This is a genomic window from Xanthomonas sp. NCPPB 1132, assembly GCF_056629235.1.
Map to the genome: position 1 here is coordinate 2,754,059 of NZ_CM152819.1, position 18,061 is coordinate 2,772,119.

The 18,061-nt window shown below is 69.0% G+C and carries 16 protein-coding genes; 4 read left to right on the forward strand and 12 right to left on the reverse strand.

From position 1 onward, the window contains the following. Window positions 1-174: 174 nt before the first annotated feature. Window positions 175-1,086 (reverse strand): bifunctional methylenetetrahydrofolate dehydrogenase/methenyltetrahydrofolate cyclohydrolase FolD, encoded by a 912-nt coding sequence (gene folD / locus AC1G9L_RS11650; protein WP_019800097.1) that lies wholly within the window; start codon window positions 1,084-1,086, stop codon window positions 175-177. 51 nt (window positions 1,087-1,137) lie between these two features. Between folD and AC1G9L_RS11655 the strand changes: the two genes are divergently transcribed. Both AC1G9L_RS11655 and AC1G9L_RS11660 read left to right on the forward strand, forming a co-directional pair. Next, window positions 1,138-1,434 (forward strand): DUF1244 domain-containing protein, encoded by a 297-nt coding sequence (locus AC1G9L_RS11655; protein WP_019800098.1) that lies wholly within the window; start codon window positions 1,138-1,140, stop codon window positions 1,432-1,434. A gap of 2 nt (window positions 1,435-1,436) precedes the next feature. Beyond that, window positions 1,437-2,210 (forward strand): alpha/beta fold hydrolase, encoded by a 774-nt coding sequence (locus AC1G9L_RS11660; protein WP_019800099.1) that lies wholly within the window; start codon window positions 1,437-1,439, stop codon window positions 2,208-2,210. Between the two features lie 106 nt (window positions 2,211-2,316). Here the strand turns inward: AC1G9L_RS11660 and AC1G9L_RS11665 are convergent, their stop codons facing one another. The 11 genes from AC1G9L_RS11665 to ndk all read right to left on the reverse strand — a co-directional run bounded on the left by AC1G9L_RS11665 (window position 2,317) and on the right by ndk (window position 14,703). After that, window positions 2,317-4,167, reverse strand: a complete 1,851-nt coding sequence (locus AC1G9L_RS11665; protein ID WP_019800100.1) for a monovalent cation:proton antiporter-2 (CPA2) family protein — start codon at window positions 4,165-4,167, stop codon at window positions 2,317-2,319. Window positions 4,168-4,782: 615 nt separating this feature from the next. After that, window positions 4,783-5,919: a molybdopterin-synthase adenylyltransferase MoeB gene (gene moeB / locus AC1G9L_RS11670; protein ID WP_019801695.1), complete on the reverse strand. Its 1,137-nt coding sequence runs from the start codon at window positions 5,917-5,919 to the stop codon at window positions 4,783-4,785. A gap of 166 nt (window positions 5,920-6,085) precedes the next feature. Then, the gene (locus AC1G9L_RS11675; RefSeq protein WP_481069133.1) at window positions 6,086-7,303 is read right to left on the reverse strand and encodes a molybdopterin molybdotransferase MoeA; all 1,218 of its coding nucleotides are present in this window, start codon (window positions 7,301-7,303) and stop codon (window positions 6,086-6,088) included. Then, window positions 7,300-7,905 carry a molybdenum cofactor guanylyltransferase gene (mobA, locus tag AC1G9L_RS11680; RefSeq protein ID WP_481069135.1) on the reverse strand — a complete coding sequence of 202 codons (606 nt, stop codon included), beginning with the start codon at window positions 7,903-7,905 and terminating at the stop codon, window positions 7,300-7,302. The genes AC1G9L_RS11675 and mobA overlap by 4 nt, the downstream gene beginning before the upstream one ends. Window positions 7,906-7,912: 7 nt before the next feature. Beyond that, window positions 7,913-9,310: a ribosome biogenesis GTPase Der gene (gene der / locus AC1G9L_RS11685; protein ID WP_017913737.1), complete on the reverse strand. Its 1,398-nt coding sequence runs from the start codon at window positions 9,308-9,310 to the stop codon at window positions 7,913-7,915. 18 nt (window positions 9,311-9,328) lie between these two features. Then, a complete protein-coding gene (bamB, locus tag AC1G9L_RS11690; protein WP_019801533.1) occupies window positions 9,329-10,684 on the reverse strand; it encodes an outer membrane protein assembly factor BamB in 1,356 nt (451 codons plus the stop codon). Then, on the reverse strand, window positions 10,684-11,322 hold the full coding sequence (locus AC1G9L_RS11695) for a tetratricopeptide repeat protein (RefSeq protein ID WP_019801532.1): 639 nt from the start codon (window positions 11,320-11,322) through the stop codon (window positions 10,684-10,686). Before AC1G9L_RS11695 ends, bamB begins: the two co-directional genes overlap by 1 nt. A gap of 64 nt (window positions 11,323-11,386) precedes the next feature. Further along, on the reverse strand, window positions 11,387-12,259 hold the full coding sequence (locus AC1G9L_RS11700; RefSeq protein ID WP_481069137.1) for a helix-turn-helix domain-containing protein: 873 nt from the start codon (window positions 12,257-12,259) through the stop codon (window positions 11,387-11,389). Beyond that, a complete protein-coding gene (gene pilW, locus AC1G9L_RS11705) occupies window positions 12,256-13,074 on the reverse strand; it encodes a type IV pilus biogenesis/stability protein PilW (protein WP_481069139.1) in 819 nt (272 codons plus the stop codon). The genes AC1G9L_RS11700 and pilW overlap by 4 nt, the downstream gene beginning before the upstream one ends. Next, the gene (gene rlmN, locus AC1G9L_RS11710; protein WP_481069141.1) at window positions 13,061-14,266 is read right to left on the reverse strand and encodes a dual-specificity RNA methyltransferase RlmN; all 1,206 of its coding nucleotides are present in this window, start codon (window positions 14,264-14,266) and stop codon (window positions 13,061-13,063) included. Before rlmN ends, pilW begins: the two co-directional genes overlap by 14 nt. An 11-nt stretch (window positions 14,267-14,277) precedes the next feature. Next, entirely contained in the window at window positions 14,278-14,703 is a 426-nt protein-coding gene (gene ndk / locus AC1G9L_RS11715; RefSeq protein WP_002812972.1) for a nucleoside-diphosphate kinase, read from the reverse strand. Window positions 14,704-14,918: 215 nt separating this feature from the next. Here ndk and AC1G9L_RS11720 point away from each other — a divergent pair, with 215 nt between their 5' ends. Together AC1G9L_RS11720 and AC1G9L_RS11725 are read left to right on the forward strand one after the other, a co-directional pair. Beyond that, window positions 14,919-15,551, forward strand: a complete 633-nt coding sequence (locus tag AC1G9L_RS11720; protein ID WP_010342898.1) for a TetR/AcrR family transcriptional regulator — start codon at window positions 14,919-14,921, stop codon at window positions 15,549-15,551. A gap of 34 nt (window positions 15,552-15,585) precedes the next feature. Continuing rightward, on the forward strand, window positions 15,586-17,958 hold the full coding sequence (locus AC1G9L_RS11725) for a 3-hydroxyacyl-CoA dehydrogenase NAD-binding domain-containing protein (protein WP_019799714.1): 2,373 nt from the start codon (window positions 15,586-15,588) through the stop codon (window positions 17,956-17,958). The last annotated feature ends 103 nt before the right edge of the window (window positions 17,959-18,061 follow it).

An 18,061-nucleotide genomic window follows, 5' to 3' on the forward strand; every position in this document is an offset into this window, starting at 1 on the left:
GGATTCGTCAAGACCGCGCCCTGCGCGGTCGGGCCGTTTGCCTCTCTTTCAGCAGGGCGATCTCGACGGCCTGCCGATCCCGCATACAAACCGGAAGGGCTGTGCATGCGCTTTTTGCTCTGCCTTTAACGAATCTCGAATCCCGACTCCCGAATCCCGAATCCCGCGCAGCCTTCAATGAATCCCCAATCCCGAATCCCCAATCCCGGCCGCCTCAGCGGCCTCGATCGTGTTCTGCATCAGCGTGGCCACGGTCATCGGCCCCACCCCGCCTGGCACCGGCGTGATCCAGCTGGCGCGCTGCGCCGCTGCGTCGAAGCCGACATCGCCGACCAGGCGGCCGTCGTCCAGGCGGTTGATGCCGACGTCGATCACCACCGCGCCGGGCTTGACCCACTCGCCCGGGATCAGCCCCGGCCGGCCCACCGCCACCACCAGGATGTCGGCGTCGCGCACCCGCGCCTGCAGCACCTCCGGCGGGGTGAACTTGTGGCAGCAACTGACCGTGCAGCCGGCGATCAGCAGTTCCAGCGCCATCGGCCGGCCGACGTGGTTGCTGACGCCGACGATGGTGGCGTTGCGCCCGCGCACCGGCTGGTCGGTGTGCGCCAGCAGGGTGACGATGCCGCGCGGCGTGCACGGACGCAGGCCGAATTCGCGCAGCGCCAGGTGGCCGACGTTCTCCGGATGGAAGCCGTCCACGTCCTTGCGCGGATCGATGCGATGGATCAGCCGGCTGGCATCGGGGATGCCCGGCAGCGGCAACTGCACCAGGATGCCGTGGATCTTGGGGTCGGCATTGAGCCGGTCGATCAGCGCCAGCAGCTCGGCTTCGCTGGTACCGGCGGGCAGGTCGTAGTCGAACGCCTCGATACCGACCTTCTCGGCCGCGCGGCGCTTGTTGCGCACGTACACCGCCGAGGCCGGGTCGCCGCCCACCAGCACCACCGCCAATCCGGGCCGCGGCTGCCCGGCCGCCAGCCGCGCGTCGACCCGCGCCTTCAGCTCGTCGAGCAGGTCTTCGGCGATGCGCCGACCGTCGAGGATGCGGGCCGGGACGGAGGAGACGGGCACGGAATCGGTCATCGGGGCGGGCGGGTGTAGAGTCGGGGGATGTCCATTGTCCCCGATTCCGCCATGACCGACACCACCCGCATCGAGGCCGCCGCCTTCCGCCGCCTGCTGCAGCACCTCAACCACGACCGCCCCGACGTGCAGAACATCGACCTGATGATCCTGGCCGGGTTCTGCCGCAACTGCCTGGCCGACTGGTACCGCGAAGCGGCGGCCGCCGAAGGCGAAGATCTCAGCAAGGAACAGGCGCGCGAGCGCGTCTACGGCATGCCGTTCGCCGACTGGAAGGCGCAGCACCAGGCCGAGGCCACCCCGGCGCAACTGGCCGCCTTCGCCGAGGCGCAGCGCAAGCACGGCTAGCAATGCTGCGTTACACCGCGATCGCGGCGGCCATTCTCGTCGCCGCCTACCTGGTGGTCTGCGCCCTGCTCTACCTGGGCCAGCGCGACCTGCTGTATTTCCCGCAGGGCACGCGGGTGGCAGCGGCGCAGACCGATTTCGCGCTGCGTCGCGGCGCGGACGTGGAGCTGCGCGGCTGGCAGGTCAATCCCGGTCACGACAAGGTGCTGCTGTACTTCGGCGGCAATGCCGAGGATCTGCGTTTCGCCCGCGCGCAGCTGCAAGCCGCCCTGCCCGACCACAGCCTCTATTTGCTCGCCTACCGTGGCTACGGCGCCAGCGACGGCAAGCCCACCGAAGCCGCGTTGATCGACGATGCCGTGGCGCTGTACGACCATGTGCACGCCGCGCAACCGCAGGCACAGATCGCGGTGCTGGGACGCAGCCTGGGCAGCGGCGTGGCCAGCCAACTGGCGGCGCGGCGCGCGGTGGCGCGGCTGGTGCTGGTCACACCGTTCGACAGCCTGGTGTCGGCGGCGCAGGCGCACTACCCGTGGGCGCCGGTGCGCTGGTTGCTGCGCGATCGCTACGACTCGGTGCGCGCCTTGCGTGCCTTTCGCGGCCCACTGCTGATCCTGCGCGCCGGCCGCGATCAGGTGGTGCCGCCGGCCAGCACCGATGCCCTGCTCAAGGCCCTGCCGCAGCATCCGACCGTGGTCGCCTTCGCACAGGCCGACCACAACGACATCAGCGACGATCCGGGCTACGTGCGGGCGCTGCAGGCGTTCCTGCGCTGAGGCTGGGCGCCTGTCGTAGGAGCGGCTTTAGCCGCGACCGGGCATTCCCAGGAAGGTACTGTCGCGGCTAAAAGCCGCTTCTACAACTCCCCGCCAACCATTGCGGCTATGTGCCGTCACGCTCCTGCGCTGGCTCCGCCACCGGCACGCCTTCCGGGTTCAGCGTGCGGCTCTCGCGCCGCGGCGGCGTGAACGGGGTCGGCGTGGGCACCGCCGGGGTGATGTTGCCGTACATCAGGCCGGTGCCGGCACGCACGGTGCCGGCGGCGATCTCCAGTTCCAGCCGCTCGGCATCGCGGCGGCGGATCTCGCGGGCGATGGAACGCGCCTCGCTCTCGTCCATGCCCAGCTCGATCAGCGCGGCCTGGCCGAATTCCACCGCCGATTCGAAGGTCTCGCGGATGTGGTAGTCGACGCCGGCGGCGATCAGCTCCAGCGCGTGCTCGCGGTCGTAGGAACGCACCAGCAGCTTGGCCTGCGGAAACTCGGTGGTGGTCAGCTCGACGATGCGATTGGCCGCCTCGCGGTTGTCCACGCACACCGCGATGGCACGGGCGCTGTGCGCGCCGGAGGCGTGCAACACGTCCAGACGGGTGCCGTCGCCGTAGTAGATCTTGAAGCCGAACTTGGCCGCGCTCTGGATCATCTCGATGTCGTTGTCGATGATGGTCACGTCCACGTCGCGCGCCAGCAGCGACTGGCTGGCGACCTGGCCGAAGCGCCCGAAGCCGATGATCAGCACGCTGCCGGTGAGGCCGTCGGCCGCATCCACGCCTTCCATCGACGGCGCCTCCACCGGCGCCCAGCGCCGGTACAGCAGCACGAACAGCGGCGTCAGCGCCATCGACAGCACCACGATGGCGGTCAGGTTGGCGTTGATCTGCGCGTCGATGACGCCGGCGCCGCTGGCGGCGGCGAACAGCACGAAGGCGAACTCGCCGCCCTGCGCCATCAGCACGCCGCGATCCAGCGCCTGCACATGGCCGCTGCCGGTGAGCCGCGCGACCAGGTAGATGCACGCGGCCTTGGCCGCCATGAACGCGAGCACGCCGCTGAGGATCAGGGTCCAGTTGGCGGCCACCACCGCCAGGTTCAGCGCCATGCCGACGCCGAGGAAGAACAGCCCCAGCAGGATGCCGCGGAACGGTTCGATATCGGCCTCGATCTGGTGGCGGAAGGTCGATTCGGACAGCAGCACGCCGGCCAGGAACGCGCCCATCGCCATGGATAGCCCGCCGAGTTGCATCAGCAGCGCTGCGCCCAGCACCACCAGCAGGGCGGCCGCGGTCATCACCTCGCGCGCCTTGGCCGCGGCCAGCAGCCGGAACAGCGGGTTGAGCAGCCAGCGCCCGGCCGCCAACAGGCCGACGATCGCCGCGGCGCCAACGCCGATGCCGACCCAGCGCGACGGCGCCGAGGCATCCGCGGGCACCGGCGCCATCCACGCCACCACCGCCAGCAGCGGCACGATCAACAGGTCCTCGAACAGCAGGATCGCCACAATCTTCTGACCGGCCGGCAGGGCGATGTCGCCACGCTCGCCGAGCAACTGCATCACCACCGCGGTGGACGTCAGCACGAACCCCGAGGCGGCGATGAAGGCCACCGGGAGCGGGAAACCGAAGGCCAGGCCGACGCCGGTCAGCACGCTGGCGCAGACGATGATCTGCGCGGTGCCCAGGCCGAAGATCTGCTTGCGCAGGCTCCACAGATGCGAGGGCCGCATTTCCAGGCCGATCACGAACAGGAACATGACCACGCCCAGTTCGGCGACATGCAGGATCGCCTGCGGATCGGAGAACCAACCCAGGCCGAACGGCCCGATCGCCAGGCCAGCGGCGAGGTAGCCGAGCACCGATCCCAGGCCGAGCCGGCGAAACACCGGCACCGCTACCACGGCGGCGCCGAGCAGCGCCACCACCTTGATCAATTCGCTGCTGTCGGCTGGACTGGTCATGCGCCGATTCTACGCACAAGGTCCGGACATCCCTATGGAGCGGAATGCGAGGTGAGACGCGGCGCACTGCGTGCTGCGCACAAAGCACCTCTCGCACGACACGCATGTGGTCGCGTGCCGGACAGTCAAGATCATGCGATCAACACGTAGATCGTGTTTCCCTTCTCCCACCGGGAGAAGGTGCCCCGCGGGGGCGGATGAGGGTACGAGCGCCGCTGCGCCATCGACGAGCTAGTGCAGCCAGACATCGCGAAGCGCTTCGCGCCCTACCCTCACCCCAACCCCTCTCCCGGTGGGAGAGGGGCTTGAGCGTGCGCGATGCTGTTTCAGCCATCGAAACCCCGCTTCCCTTCTCCCACCGGGAGAAGGTGCCCCGCAGGGGCGGATGAGGGTTCGGACGCCGCTGCGCCATCGACGAGCTAGTGCAACCAGACATCGCGAGGCGCTTCGCGCCGTACCCTCACCCCAACCCCTCTCCCGGTGGGAGAGGGGCTTGAGCGTGCGCGATGCTGTTTCAGCCATCGAGACCTCCCCCCTTCTCCCACCGGGAGAAGGTGCCCCGAAGGGGCGGATGAGGGTACGGGCGCCGCCGCGAACAACGACGCCTAGTAGCAGCTAACGCTCAGCGCCGCAGAACTGCGCGTAGTCGATATAACCAGGGAACGGCCGGTCCGGCGCGCACACCGGGCACTGCGGATCGGCGGACAGGCGGGTTTCGCGGAAGCGCATCGCCAGTGCGTCGAAGTGCAGCAGGCGGCCGCGCAGCGGTTCGCCGATCTCCAGCAACAGCTTCAGTACCTCGTTGGCCTGCAGCAGCCCGACGATGCCGGGCAGCACCCCGAGCACGCCGGCATCGGCACAGTTCGGTGCGAACTCCGGCGGCGGCGGTTCCGGGAACAGGCAGCGGTAGCACGGCGCCTGCCCGCGCCGTCGGCCGGCGTCGAACACGCTCACTTGGCCCTCGAAGCGCTGCACCGCGCCGTACACCAGCGGCTTGCCCAGCTTCACGCAGGCATCGTTGAGCAGATAACGCGCCGGAAAATTGTCCGAGCCGTCCAGCACAACATCCACGTCCTGCAGCAGACGTTCGACGTTGTCCGCGGTGACCCGCTCTCGCACCGCCTCCACGCGCACACCCGGATTCAGCGCCCCCAGGCTCGCCGCAGCCGAGTCCACCTTGGCCTGGCCGATTCGCGCCTCGCCGTGCAGGATCTGCCGCTGCAGGTTGCTGCGCTCGACCATGTCGTCGTCGGCGATGCGCAACTGCCCCACCCCGGCCGCGGCCAGGTAGAAACCGGCCGGCGAGCCCAGGCCGCCGGCGCCGACCAGCAGCACGCGCGCGGCCTGCAATCTGCGCTGCCCCTCGACCCCGACCTCGGGCAGGCGCAGATGCCGCGAATAGCGGTCGAAGAAGTCTTCCTGCTCCGGTTCCAGCGCCGGTCGCTGCAGCGGCAAACCCTCGCGCTGCCAGCGCGTGGTGCCGCCCAGCACCGATGCGACTTGCGGATAGCCGGCCTGCTCCAGGAGCACCGCGGTATCGTGCGAGCGCTTGCCGCTCTGGCAAATCAGCAGCACCTCGGTGTCGGCGCCGAGATAGGCGGCCGGGTCGGCCTGCAACTGCGCGCGGGCCACGCCTTGCGCGCCGGCGGCCATGCCGCTGGCACGCTCGTGCTCCTCGCGTATGTCGATCAGCCGCGCGCCCTGCGCCTGCCGCGCCTGCGCCTGTGCAGGGGTGAGTTCTCGAATGCCCATGCGCGCATTATCGGCGCAAACCGGACCCGCGTCCGCCACGGCTCTAAGGCGCCTCTCATTCAACCGCGACGCGCTTGGCCGGGAACGCCCATCCCGCTGAAACCATTCCCCCAGGCATCCTGTATCCGGCTTGCTGGTGTTGGATGCGGGTGCTTAGGAGATGCCCTCAATACGGCACCACCTCGACCACGTCGCCGGCCTGGAACTGGCGTGCGCCCTCCTCCAGCCGCAGCAGCACGTCGCTGTCGGCGGCGCCGCGCAGGCGGTGCGAGCCGTCGGCGGGATTCGGTTCCGCCCACAACTGGCCGTGCGCGTCGCAGCGCATGCGCCCGCGCAGGAACTCCAGCCGGTCGTGGCGCTTGTCCCAGCCGGCCGCCAGTCGCGCCCGCCAGGCCCGGTGCGGTTCGCTGCGTCGCTGCAGCGCATCCAGCAACGGCCGCCCGATCGCCAGGAAGGTGGCCAGCACAGACACCGGGTTCCCAGGCAAGCCCAGGAACAGGGCGCGATCCCACTCGCCGAACAGCAGCGGCATGCCCGGGCGCATGCGCACCTTCCAGAACAGGATGCGGCCGTGCTCGACCAACAGACGCGGCAGGTAGTCCTTCTCGCCGGCCGAGACGCCGCCGCAGGTCAGCACCACGTCGAACGCCGAGGCCGCATCGGCGAGCATGGCCTGGATGCGCTGCGGATCGTCCGGCAGGGTCGGCCAGGCGGTCGGCGACAGGCCGAGCAGGCGCAGCTGCGCCATCAGCATGTCGCGGTTGCTGTTGTAGATCTGCCCGGGCTGCAACGGCAGGCCCGGCTCGACCAGCTCGTCGCCGGTGGCGAACACCGCCACGGTCGGCCGCGCCGCCACCGTCAGCTGGTCCACGCCCAGGGCCGCAGCCAGGCCGATGCGCGAGGGCGTCAGCAGCATGCCGGCCTCGAGCACGCGCTCGCCGGCGCGCACGTCCTCGCCACGCGACCGCACGTGCGCGCCCGCGGCGAGCCCGTCCGGCACCTGCACAAGGCCATCGTGCTCGTGCACGTTTTCCTTGATCACCACCGTATCCGCACCGGCCGGCAACGGCGCGCCGGTGGTCACGCGCAGGCACTCGCCGGGCGCGAGCGCCTGCTGTCGATCGGTGCCGGCGAACTGCTCTCCGGCCAGGCGCAAGTCGGTCGCCGCCCCCGGGCTCAGGTCGGCGTGGCGCAACGCGAAGCCGTCCATCGCGCTGTTGGCGAACGGCGGCAGGTCGATCGGCGCATCCAGCGGTTCGATCAGGATGCGGCCATCGGCACGCGACGCCGCCAGGCGCTCGCTGTTGACGGGACGGGCGCGCGCAGCGGCAGCGACGATCGCCAGCGCGTCGGTATAGGCGATCCGGGAGGGATAGTCGGTCATGGTGGCGGCAGGATACCCGCTGCGGCCAGATCCTGCGGCGTGTTCAGATTGCCCAGCACGATCTCCGGCAACGCCACCGGCCGCATCCGCAGGCGCTGCTGCAAGGCACGCGGCGCATAACGGCCCGCCGCCAGCGCCTCCTCCAGCGCCGGACGCAACGCAGCCACCCGGTACAGCGCCACCAGCGGCTGCGCGCCGGCGGCATCCTCGATCCAGGCGCCATCGCGGTCCACAGCGGCCGCGGCGAGCACCGCCGGCAGGTCCGGCGGCAACCGCCACAGGTCGACCGGCACGGTCAGCAGCCACGGTGTGCCGCAGTGGGCGGCGAGCGCATCCAATCCGGCGATCGGCCCCAGCGAACGTTCGGCGCCGGGCGGCGCCGCGACACGGTCCGGCACAGCCTGCAGGCCGACGGCGGCATAGCGCGGCAAACTGCGATTGGCGCTGACCAGCACCGCGGACACCCGTGGCGCCAATGCCTGCACCAGCCATTGCACCTGCGCCTGCCCGTCGCGTTGCAGCCAGGCCTTGTCGCATCCGCCCAGGCGCTGCGCGCGGCCGCCGGCGAGAATGCCGAGGGTGATCGCGCGCCGCGTGTCCATCGTGCGGCTACTTGCCGCGGACGTGCTTCATCAGGCGCCGCTTCTTGGCGATCTGGCGCTCGGTCAGCACGTTCTTCTTGCCTTCGTACGGATTGGCGCCTTCGCGGAACATGAAGCGCACCGGCGTGCCGACCAATTTGAAGCGCTTGCGGAAGAAGTTCTCCAGGTAGCGCTTGTACGACTCCGGCAGCACCTTCAGGCGCGTGCCGTGGACGATGAAGGTCGGCGGATTGCTGCCGCCCGGATGCACGTAGCGCAGCTTGGAGACGTGGCCGCGGATGCTCGGCGGCGGATTGCTCTCGTAGGCGATTTCCAGCGCCTGGTTGACTTCGCTGGTGCTGAACTCGCGCACTGCCGAGGCGTGCGCGCGATGGATCGCCTGGAACAGCTCGCGCAGGCCCGAGCCATGCTTGGCGGAGATGCGCACCGCTTCGGCCCAGCTGACGAAGCCGAGCTTGCGCGACAGCAGGTCTTCGGCCTGGGCACGCTGGTAGTCGCTCTGCCCGTCCCACTTGTTGATCGCCACCACCAGGGCGCGGCCGGCATCGAGGATCGCGCCGAGCACGGTCGCATCCTGGTCGGTCACGCCTTCGCCGGCATCGAGCATCAGCACTGCAACCTGGCACTGCTCGATGGCCTGCAGGGTCTTGAACGCGCTGAACTTCTCCACCGCCTCCTCGACGCGGCCGCGGCGACGCAGGCCGGCGGTGTCGATCAGCCGGTACAGCCGCCCGTCGCGCTCCAGGTCCACCGCGATCGAGTCGCGGGTGGTGCCGGGCACTTCGGAGGCGATCATGCGCTCCTCGCCCAGCAGGCGATTGACCAGCGTCGACTTGCCGACGTTCGGGCGGCCGACGAAGGCGATACGCATGCGCGCCGGGTCGGTATCCAGGGTTTCGCCGGCGCCCTCTTCCGGCAGCCGCTCCAGGACCTCGTCGAGCAGATCGTCGATGCCGTGGCGATGCGCAGCGGACACCGCGATGGCGTCGCCGAGGCCGTAGCGCGCGAACTCGGCGCGGACCTGGTCCTCGTCGGTGCCGTCAATCTTGTTGATCAGCAACAGGGTCGGCCGCGCCAGCTTGCGCAGCCAGGCCAGGATCTCGTCGTCGAGCGCGGACGATCCCTCGCGTCCGTCGACCACGAACAGGATCAGGTCGGCCTCACCGGCGGCGGCGCGTGCCTGCTCGGCCGTGGCACCGGCCAGGCCTTCCTCTTCGCCGGAGATGCCGCCGGTATCGACGATCACGAATGGGGTGTCCGGCTGCAGCCGGCATACCCCGTAGTGGCGGTCGCGGGTGACGCCCGGCTGGTCGTGGACAAGCGCGTCACGGCTGCGCGTCAGCGCATTGAACAGCGTGGACTTGCCGACATTCGGCCGTCCAACCAGGGCGACCAGCGGCAGCATCGCGACATCCTTCTCTTGTTATTGACCCAACCGGAACGCGGTCAGGTCGCCTTTCGTGTTCTGCATCAGCAGGATCCCGTCCGCGACCACCGGCTGCGCCACCAGCGGCTTGCGCCCGACCCGCTCGCGCGCGGCGAACTCGCCGTTGTCGAGCCGCAGCCAGTGCAGATAGCCCTTGTAGTCGCCGACCACGGCGTAATCGCCCTGGATCGCCACGCCGGTCAGCGAGCGGCGCGCCAGCCCCGGCTGCGACCACATCGCCGATCCGGAGGCCTTGTCCAGCGCCCACACGGTGCCTGCGTTGTCGGCCACCACCACGTTGCCGGAACTGACGCCGACACCGCCGGCGCCGCCATGATCGCGGTTCCACAGCGGGCGGCCGCTCGGGCCTTCCAGCGCCACGGTCTGGTTCTTGAAGCTGGTCGCGTACAGCGTGGTGCCGTCGAGCACCGGCGCGCCGTCGACGTCGGCCATGCGCTCCAGTTCGGTGCGGCCTTCCGGCACGCCGATGGTCTGCTCCCACAGCACGCGGCCGTCCTGCATCGCCAGCGCGGCCAGGGTGCCGTCGTCGTTACCGATGAACAGCACGCCCGGACCCGCCACCACCGGCGCGTTGCCGCGCACGGTCAGGCTCGGCAGTTCCTGCGCATTGAACCAGCGCTGCTGGCCGGTGGCCGCATCGAACGCCGTGGTGCGGCCATCATTGCTGCGCACGAACACCATGTTCTGCGCGATCACCGGCGCGGCGATCACTTCGTTGGGCACCTTGGCGCGCCACTTCTCGGTGCCGTTGGCGGCATCGAGCGCGATCACGGCGCCATCCAGCGCACCGACCACCACCAGGCCGTCGCCCACGCCGGGGCCGCCGGCGAAACGTGGCAGCGGACGCTTCTTCTCGAGCCGCTTGCGTTCCTTGGCCTGCTGCTTCTCATTGCGCAGGCGCTGCTTGTAGGCGGCACGCTCGTCCTTGGACAAATTCTTGCCGGACTCGCTCTCGACCTGGCTCTTCGGCTGGTCCTCGGCCTGCGACAGCTGCTGCTTGCGCGCCTGCTTGGCGTCGTATTCCCAAATGGTCTTGCCGGTCTGCAGATCCAGCGCGTACACCGTGCCGGAGGTCGCGGCCGCATACACCTTGCCGTCGGCCACCACCGGGTGCTGGCGCACGCCGATCATGCGCTCGCCCTTGCCGGCGTCGGTGGACCACAGCTTCACCACCTTCACCGACGGGGTGAACTTGACCAGTTCGGCCGGCTCGGCGGCCTTCTTGGCGGCCGCATCCTTGCCCGCGAACCAGCCCTTGACGGTGCTGCAGCCGGACAGAGCCAGACCCAGCAGGGCCACGGTGGCGACACGCTTGAACATGACTACCTTCATCAGATCGGCTCCGCGGCATTCGGCACGCTGCCGCCCGCATCCATCAATTTCGTTTCGACCACGCGCCGCTGCGGCGAGGCCACGCCCAGGCTGGTCAGCGCCTTGGCGTACGCATCGCGCGCCGCATCGCGCTTGCCCTGCGCGATCAGCGCATCGCCGCGAATCTCCAGGCCCTGCGAATCGGTGGCCGAGGCCACCAGCGCCAGCGCGTCCTGCGGCTTGCCGCCGGAAATCAGCAACCGCGCCACGCGGTGGTCGACCAGCACCTTCATTTCGCCGTCGGCCTTGAGCGCGCGCAGCGTGGTCAACGCGGCATCGGACTTGCCCGCGTCGACCTGCGCCTTGGCCAGGCGCAGCGCCGCCAGTTCGGCGTAGATGTTGGCCGAGCCCTGCTGCAGTTCGGCCATGTCCTTGGCCGCCTTGTCCAGCTGACTGGCCTGGATGCTCTTGAGCACCGCTTCGTAGCGGGCATTGGCCTGGGCCAGATCGTTGGACCGCTGCTTGGTCCACCACTGCCAGCCGATGATCGCGCCGAGGCCCAGGACGATGCCGCCGATCAGGCCGGCGCCGTTCTTCCTGAGCCAAGTGCGGACGCGTTCGCTTTGTTCGTGCTCGTCGAGCAGGTCGTCAATCGCCATGCGTACTCTCGCCCCGCCGCTGCGACGGGACATGGAATGTTGAAAGTGAGGAACCGCGCCGCCGTCACTCGGAGGCGGGCACCACGGAACCGTCAGAGGATACCGCAAAGCGCGCCACGTTCGCGCGCCTGAACGGGGTCAGATCCACGGTACTCCCGGATTGCTGAACCTGGACCGCGGAGGCATTGCCCAGCACCACGCGCCCGACCTGGCCCGGCGCATAGGTGCGGGTCTCGCCCGCCTTCAGCAGGGCTTTTTCCACTGGCGTGCCGTCGGGGGCAAGGATCTGCACCCAGCTGTCGCCCTGGAACGACAGGCTCAGCGTGTTCTTCTCCGGCTCGGCGGCCGGACGCGGCATCGGCGTCAGCGAGGCGATGTATGGCGCCGCGCTCGGCGCAGGGCGTGCGGCCGCCGGCGCGGCCGGTGCCGCCGCAGCGGCGCCATTGGCCGGCGTCGCCGTTGCCGCCGGGGTCGTACCCGGCGTGCCCGGCACCACATCCAGCGAGGCGGTGCTGGGGCCGTTGTCGTCGGCGAAATGGCTGCGGGTGGCGTACCACACCGGCACCGCCAGTCCGGCGGTGATCACCACGTAGACCATGCGCCGCGTGGCGCTTTCGAGCATGCGCCGCAGCGGCGGCGTATGGGTGTGGCTGATCAATTCGACCGGCTGCACCGGCGCGATCTGCGCGGTCTGCAGCAACGGCTCCAGATCGACGCCGAGCAGGCGCGCATAGCTGCGCAACTGCCCGCGGACGAACACCGGCGCGCCGAGGCGCTGCCACTGCTCCGACTCGAGTGCCTGCACCACATGCACCGGCATGCGCAGTCGGCTGCCGACGTCGTCGATGCTCAGGCCGGCCGCTTCGCGCGCTTCGCGGAGCTGTTGCCCGCAGCCTTTGGCGCCATCGAAAGCGTTCGGATTGGAATCACTGATCACAATGCACTAGCCCCGGGTGTCGTGGTCGCGGCGTCGGGAAACTCCTTGCGCAACCGCTGTTGGTAACGGCCGGCGGCAGCCTTGTCGCCCAGCCTTTGCTCAATCTGAATAGCAAGTTGTAACACGGAAGCGGTGGCAGGCGCAGCCGCCAGACGCCGCTCGGCGAAGGCGCGCGCCTCAAAAAAGCGCCCTTGCGCGACCTCGTTGCGGGCCATCGCCTCGAGCGCGTATGCGTTGTCCAGATCCAGATCCAGCGCCTTGCGCAGGTCGCGTTCGCCGCGCTCGCGCTGGCCGACCTGCAAGGCGCAGCCGCCGGCGTTGGCCAGCGCCGAGGCCGGCGTGGCGTAGTCCTGCAACGCGAGCGCGCGGTCGAACCAGGCCAGCGACTCGGCCGGCGACCCATTCGCGCACAGCCAGGCACCGTAGTTATTCAAGGTCGCACCGTTGCTCGGCGCCAGCTCGGCGGCCTTGCGGTAGTACCCGCCGGCGGTAGTGGCGTCGCCGCGGCGATCGGCGAGCACCGCCAGAACGGTCAGCGCGTCCACCGATTGCGGATCCAGCGCCAGCGCCTTGCGCGCATGCGTCTGCGCGGCCTCCAGGTCGCCGGAGGCGAGCCCGTTGGCGGCCAGACCCAATTGTTCCTGCAAGGCCACCCGCGCCTTCACCGCACGGTTGTCGCGGAAGGAATACTGCGGTTGCACCTGCTCGCTGGTGCGCACCGTGCCGGTCTTGGCCGCGATCCAGTTGCAGCCCGGCAAGGCCAGCACTGCGATCGCCACCATCGCGAGGGAACGCCCTTGGCTACGCCGCCGCATCCCGATCCGCCCGCGTCTGCAATTCGCGCTTGAACTCGGCCTGTCGACGGGTGCGGTCCATGACCTGCCCCTTGAGCTGCCCGCAGGCCGCATCGATGTCGTCGCCGCGCGTGCGCCGCACCATGGTCAGCACCTGCGCGTCCAGCAGGATCTTCTGGAACGCGCGGATCTCGGTCTCGCCGGAGCGCTCGTAGCGCGTGCCCGGGAACGGATTGAACGGTATCAGGTTGACCTTGCCGGCATTCGACGCCTGCACCGCGTTGTCGAACTGGCGCATCAGCCGCGCCAGCTGCCGCGCGTGCTCGGGCTGGTCGTTGACCCACTTCATCAGGGTGTATTCGAAGGTCACCGACTCGCGGCGCTTGTTGGCGCGCAGGTAGCGCGCACAGGCCGCCATCAGCTCGGCGATCGGGTACTTCTTGTTGAGCGGGACCAGGGTCTCGCGCAGCGCATCGTTGGGCGCATGCAGCGACACCGCCAGCGACACGTCGCTTTCGCTGGACAGGCGGTCGATCTGCGGCACCAGGCCCGAGGTGGACAGGGTCACGCGCTTGTTGGCCAGGCCGTAGCCCAGGTCGTCGCGCATCACGCTCATCGCGCGCACGACGTTGTCGAAGTTCATCAGCGGCTCGCCCATGCCCATCATCACCACGTTGGTGAGACGGCGCATCTGGTGCGGCACGTTGCCCAGATGCCGCGCCGCCACCCACACCTGGCCGATGATCTCGGCGGTGGAGAGGTTGCGGTTGAAGCCCTGGGTGGCGGTGGAGCAGAACGTGCAGTTGAGGCCGCAACCGACCTGCGAGGACACGCACAGCGTGCCGCGGGTCTTGTCGGGGATGTACACGGTCTCGATCGCGTTCTTGCCGTCCACGCCCATCGCCAGCAGCCACTTGTGGGTGCCGTCGGCGGAGGGCTTGTCGAACACGATGTTGGGGACGACGACCTCGGCATGCTGCTGCAGCTTGGCGCGCAGCGCCTTGCCGAGGTCGGTCATCTGGTCGAAGTCGGTGACGTAGCGGTGGTGGATCCACTTCATCACCTGGTGGGCACGGTAGCGCGCTTCGCCGAGGGTCTCGGCGAAGAAACGCTCCAGCCCCTCGCGATCGAGGTCGAGCAGATTCTGCTTGGCCGCCGCGCCGGTCCGCACGGGATCGGCGATGGCCAAGGGAGGAAGGACGACCTCGTTCACGACGACCTCGCTTAGCGCGAAACCACTTCGGTGGCAGCGAAGAAATACGCCACTTCGTTGGCGGCGTTCTCGACCGAATCCGAGCCGTGCGCGGCGTTGGCGTCGATCGAATCGGCGAAGTCGGCGCGGATGGTGCCCGGCGCGGCGTCCTTCGGGTTGGTGGCGCCCAGCAGGTCGCGGTGCGCGGCCACGGCGTTCTCGCCTTCCAGCGCCTGGATCATCACCGGCCCGGAGATCATGAACTCGACCAGCGCGTTGAAGAACGGACGCTCGCGGTGCACGGCGTAGAAGCCCTCGGCCTCGCGGCGCGACAGCTGCTTGTACTTGGCGGCCACGACCTTCAGGCCGGCCTTCTCGAAGCGCGAGTAGATTTCGCCGATGACGTTCTTGGCGACGGCATCGGGCTTGATGATGGACAGGGTGCGCTCCAGCGCCATGGGAAGTTCTCCGTTGGGCGGGCCACTGAAGGCCCGAGGTTAACATGAAAAAAACCCGCGTCAAAACGCGGGCTTAGCCAGAATTGCGATGGACAATTCTATCCAATCGGCGCCGGCTTTGCACGGTCGGGCCTGAATCGTGCTGCAAAGCAGCATGACGCCCTCCCCGCCCGGGCCTAGACTCAAACAATCGTTTGATTGATTCTGGCGGCCGCATGGCAAAGCAAGCGCACTTCTCGACTAAGGACCGCATCCTCAGCGCGGCCGAGGAACTGTTCGCGCAGCACGGCTTTTCCGGCACTTCGCTGCGCCAGGTCACCAGTCAGGCCGACGTCAACATCGCCGCGGTGAACTACCACTTCGGGTCCAAGGAAAACCTGGTCAACGAGGTGTTCCGGCGGCGCATGGACGAGATGACCGCCGCGCGCATGGCGCAGCTGGAGGCCGCGCAACGGCAGCATCCCGGCCAGCTCGGCCCGGTGCTGGCCGCCTTCGTCGAGCCGGCCCTGGCAATGGCCCAGGAGCGGCAGAGCGGCGGCGCCTTCGTGCGGGTGATCGCCCGCGCCTACGCCGAGAACAACGACAGCCTGCGCCAGTTCCTGTCCGACCACTACGGTCACGTGCTGCGCGAGTTCGGCAAGGCCATCGCCGCCTGCGTGCCCGGGCTGAGCAAGCAGGAACTGTACTGGCGCCTGGATTTCCTGGCCGGCGCCCTGACCTACGCCATGGCCGACTTCGGCCTGATCAAGCGCCCCGCCGGCGTCAGCGAGGGCGCGCACCGTGCCCACGCCGCCCGCGAACTCATCCGTTTCGCCGAAGCCGGCTTCCTCGCCCACTCGGCTCCCTGATCCCGCAAACGTTGACCCACAGAGGCTGATCGCTATGTCCAATCCCCTGCTCGTCCGCCGTGCCGCCGTCCTGGGCGCGGGCGTGATGGGTGCGCAGATCGCTGCGCACCTGACCAACGCCGGCGTCGACACCGTGCTGTTCGATCTTCCCGCCAAGGAAGGCCCCGCCGATGGCGTGGTGCTCAAGGCGATCGCCAACCTGACCAAGCTCAGCCCGGCGCCGCTGGCCAGCACCGCCCTTGCCGAGGCCATCACCCCGGCCAACTACGACTCCGGCCTGGAGCAGCTGCGCGGCTGCGACCTGATCATCGAAGCCATCGCCGAGCGCATGGACTGGAAACAGGACCTGTACAAGAAAATCGCGCCGTTCGTGGCCGACCATGCGGTGCTGGCCTCCAACACCTCCGGCCTGGGCATCAACGCCCTGTCCGACGTGCTGCCGGAACAGCTGCGCCACCGCTTCTGCGGCGTGCACTTCTTCAACCCACCGCGCTACATGCACCTGGCCGAGCTGATCCCGGCCAAGCACACCGAGCCGGCGGTGCTGGAAGGCCTGGAGAGCTTCCTGGTCACCACCCTGGGCAAGGGCGTGGTCTACGCCAAGGACACCCCGAACTTCATCGGCAACCGCATCGGCGTGTTCTCGATCCTGTCCACCATCCATCACACCGAGCAGTTCGGCCTGGGCTTCGACGAGGTCGACGGCCTCACCGGCCCGCTGGTCGGCCGTCCGAAGTCGGCCACCTACCGCACCTCCGACGTGGTCGGCCTGGACACCATGGCGCACGTCATCAAGACCATGGGCGACACGCTGCCGAACGATCCCTGGCATGCCTTCTTCAAGGCGCCGAAGTGGCTGGAGGCGCTGATCGGCAAGGGTGCACTGGGCCAGAAAACCGGCGCCGGCATCTTCCGCAAGGTCGGCAAGGACATCGTGGTACTGGACCTGCAGAAGCAGGACTACCGTCCGGCCGACCGCGCCGCCGCGCCGGAAGTGGTCGAGATCCTGAAGATCAAGAACCCGGCCGAGAAGTTCGCCAAGCTGCGCGAGAGCCAGCATCCGCAGGCGCAGTTCCTGTGGGCGACCTTCCGCGACCTGTTCCACTACAGCGCCCACCACCTGGCCGACATCGCCGAGACCGCGCGCGACGTGGACCTGGCGATCCGCTGGGGCTACGGCTGGGCGCTGGGTCCGTTCGAGACCTGGCAGGCCGCCGGCTGGAAGCAGGTCGCGCAGTGGATCGCCGACGACATCGCCGCCGGCAAGAGCATGAGCAGCGCGCCGCTGCCGAACTGGGTGTTCGATGGCCGCGACGGCGTGCATGCCGCCGAGGGCTCGTACAGCCCGGCGCGCGACGCCAAGCTGCCGCGCTCGGCGCTGCCGGTGTACAAGCGCCAGCGCTTCCCCGATCCGCTGCTGGGCGAGAAGTTCGCGCAGGGCGAGACCGTGTTCGAGAACGACGGCCTGCGCATGTGGCACGACGGCGACGATATCGCCGTGGTCAGCTTCAAGACCAAGATGAACACCGTCTCCGACCAGGTGCTGGACGGCCTGCAGGAAGCGGTCGGCCGCGCCGAGAAGGACTTCAAGGGCCTGGTGCTGTGGCAGCACAAGGAACCCTTCTCCGCCGGCGCCGACCTGGCCGGCGCGCTGGGCCTGCTGCAGGCCGGCAAGGTCGATGCGTTCGAGGCGATGGTCGCCAACTTCCAGGCCACCAGCCAGCGCATCAAGTATTCGCTGGTGCCGGTGGTCGCGGCGGTGCGCGGGCTGGCCCTGGGCGGCGGCTGCGAGTTCCAGATGCACAGCGCCAAGACCGTGGCTGCGCTGGAGAGCTACATCGGCCTGGTCGAGGCCGGCGTGGGCCTGCTGCCGGCCGGCGGCGGCCTCAAGGAGATCGCGGTGCGCGCGGCGCAGGCCGCGGGTCCGGGCGGCGACGTGTTCGCCGAACTGAAGAAGACCTTTGAAACCGTGGCCATGGCCAAGGTCTCCACCTCGGCGGTCAACGCCAAGGAACTGGGCCTGCTGCGCGGCACCGACAAGGTGGTGTTCAACAGCTATGAATCGCTGTACATCGCCAAGGCCGAGGCGCGCGCCCTGGCCGAAGGCGGCTACCGCCCGCCGCTGCCGGCGCGACGCATCCAGGTCGCCGGCGACGTCGGCATCGCGACCTTCAAGATGCTGCTGGTCAACATGCTGGAAGGCCGCTTCATCAGCGAGTACGACTACGAGATCGCCACCCGCATCGCCACCGTGCTGTGCGGCGGCGAAGTCGACCGCGGCGCGCTGGTGGACGAGGAATGGCTGCTCAAGCTCGAGCGCAAGCACTTCGTCGAACTGGCCCAGCAGGAAAAGACCCAGGCGCGGATTGGGCACATGCTCAAGACGGGTAAGCCGTTGAGGAACTGAGATTCGGGAGTCGGGATTGGGGATTCGTTACGGCGGATCCCCAATACCTGATGCCACCCTCGCCTCCCACCATTTATCAGCCGGGCAAAGCATTCGACGCCGG

Excerpts from the sequence above, each read along its gene's own strand:
- folD (WP_019800097.1), bottom strand. The coding sequence starts at position 1,086 with ATGACCGATTCCGTGCCCGTCTCCTCCGTCCCGGCCCGCATCCTCGAC.
- AC1G9L_RS11655 (WP_019800098.1), top strand. The coding sequence starts at position 1,138 with ATGACCGACACCACCCGCATCGAGGCCGCCGCCTTCCGCCGCCTGCTG.
- AC1G9L_RS11660 (WP_019800099.1), top strand. The coding sequence starts at position 1,437 with ATGCTGCGTTACACCGCGATCGCGGCGGCCATTCTCGTCGCCGCCTAC.
- AC1G9L_RS11665 (WP_019800100.1), bottom strand. The coding sequence starts at position 4,167 with ATGACCAGTCCAGCCGACAGCAGCGAATTGATCAAGGTGGTGGCGCTG.
- moeB (WP_019801695.1), bottom strand. The coding sequence starts at position 5,919 with ATGGGCATTCGAGAACTCACCCCTGCACAGGCGCAGGCGCGGCAGGCG.
- AC1G9L_RS11675 (WP_481069133.1), bottom strand. The coding sequence starts at position 7,303 with ATGACCGACTATCCCTCCCGGATCGCCTATACCGACGCGCTGGCGATC.
- mobA (WP_481069135.1), bottom strand. The coding sequence starts at position 7,905 with ATGGACACGCGGCGCGCGATCACCCTCGGCATTCTCGCCGGCGGCCGC.
- der (WP_017913737.1), bottom strand. The coding sequence starts at position 9,310 with ATGCTGCCGCTGGTCGCCCTGGTTGGACGGCCGAATGTCGGCAAGTCC.
- bamB (WP_019801533.1), bottom strand. The coding sequence starts at position 10,684 with ATGAAGGTAGTCATGTTCAAGCGTGTCGCCACCGTGGCCCTGCTGGGT.
- AC1G9L_RS11695 (WP_019801532.1), bottom strand. The coding sequence starts at position 11,322 with ATGGCGATTGACGACCTGCTCGACGAGCACGAACAAAGCGAACGCGTC.
- pilW (WP_481069139.1), bottom strand. The coding sequence starts at position 13,074 with ATGCGGCGGCGTAGCCAAGGGCGTTCCCTCGCGATGGTGGCGATCGCA.
- ndk (WP_002812972.1), bottom strand. The coding sequence starts at position 14,703 with ATGGCGCTGGAGCGCACCCTGTCCATCATCAAGCCCGATGCCGTCGCC.
- AC1G9L_RS11720 (WP_010342898.1), top strand. The coding sequence starts at position 14,919 with ATGGCAAAGCAAGCGCACTTCTCGACTAAGGACCGCATCCTCAGCGCG.
- AC1G9L_RS11725 (WP_019799714.1), top strand. The coding sequence starts at position 15,586 with ATGTCCAATCCCCTGCTCGTCCGCCGTGCCGCCGTCCTGGGCGCGGGC.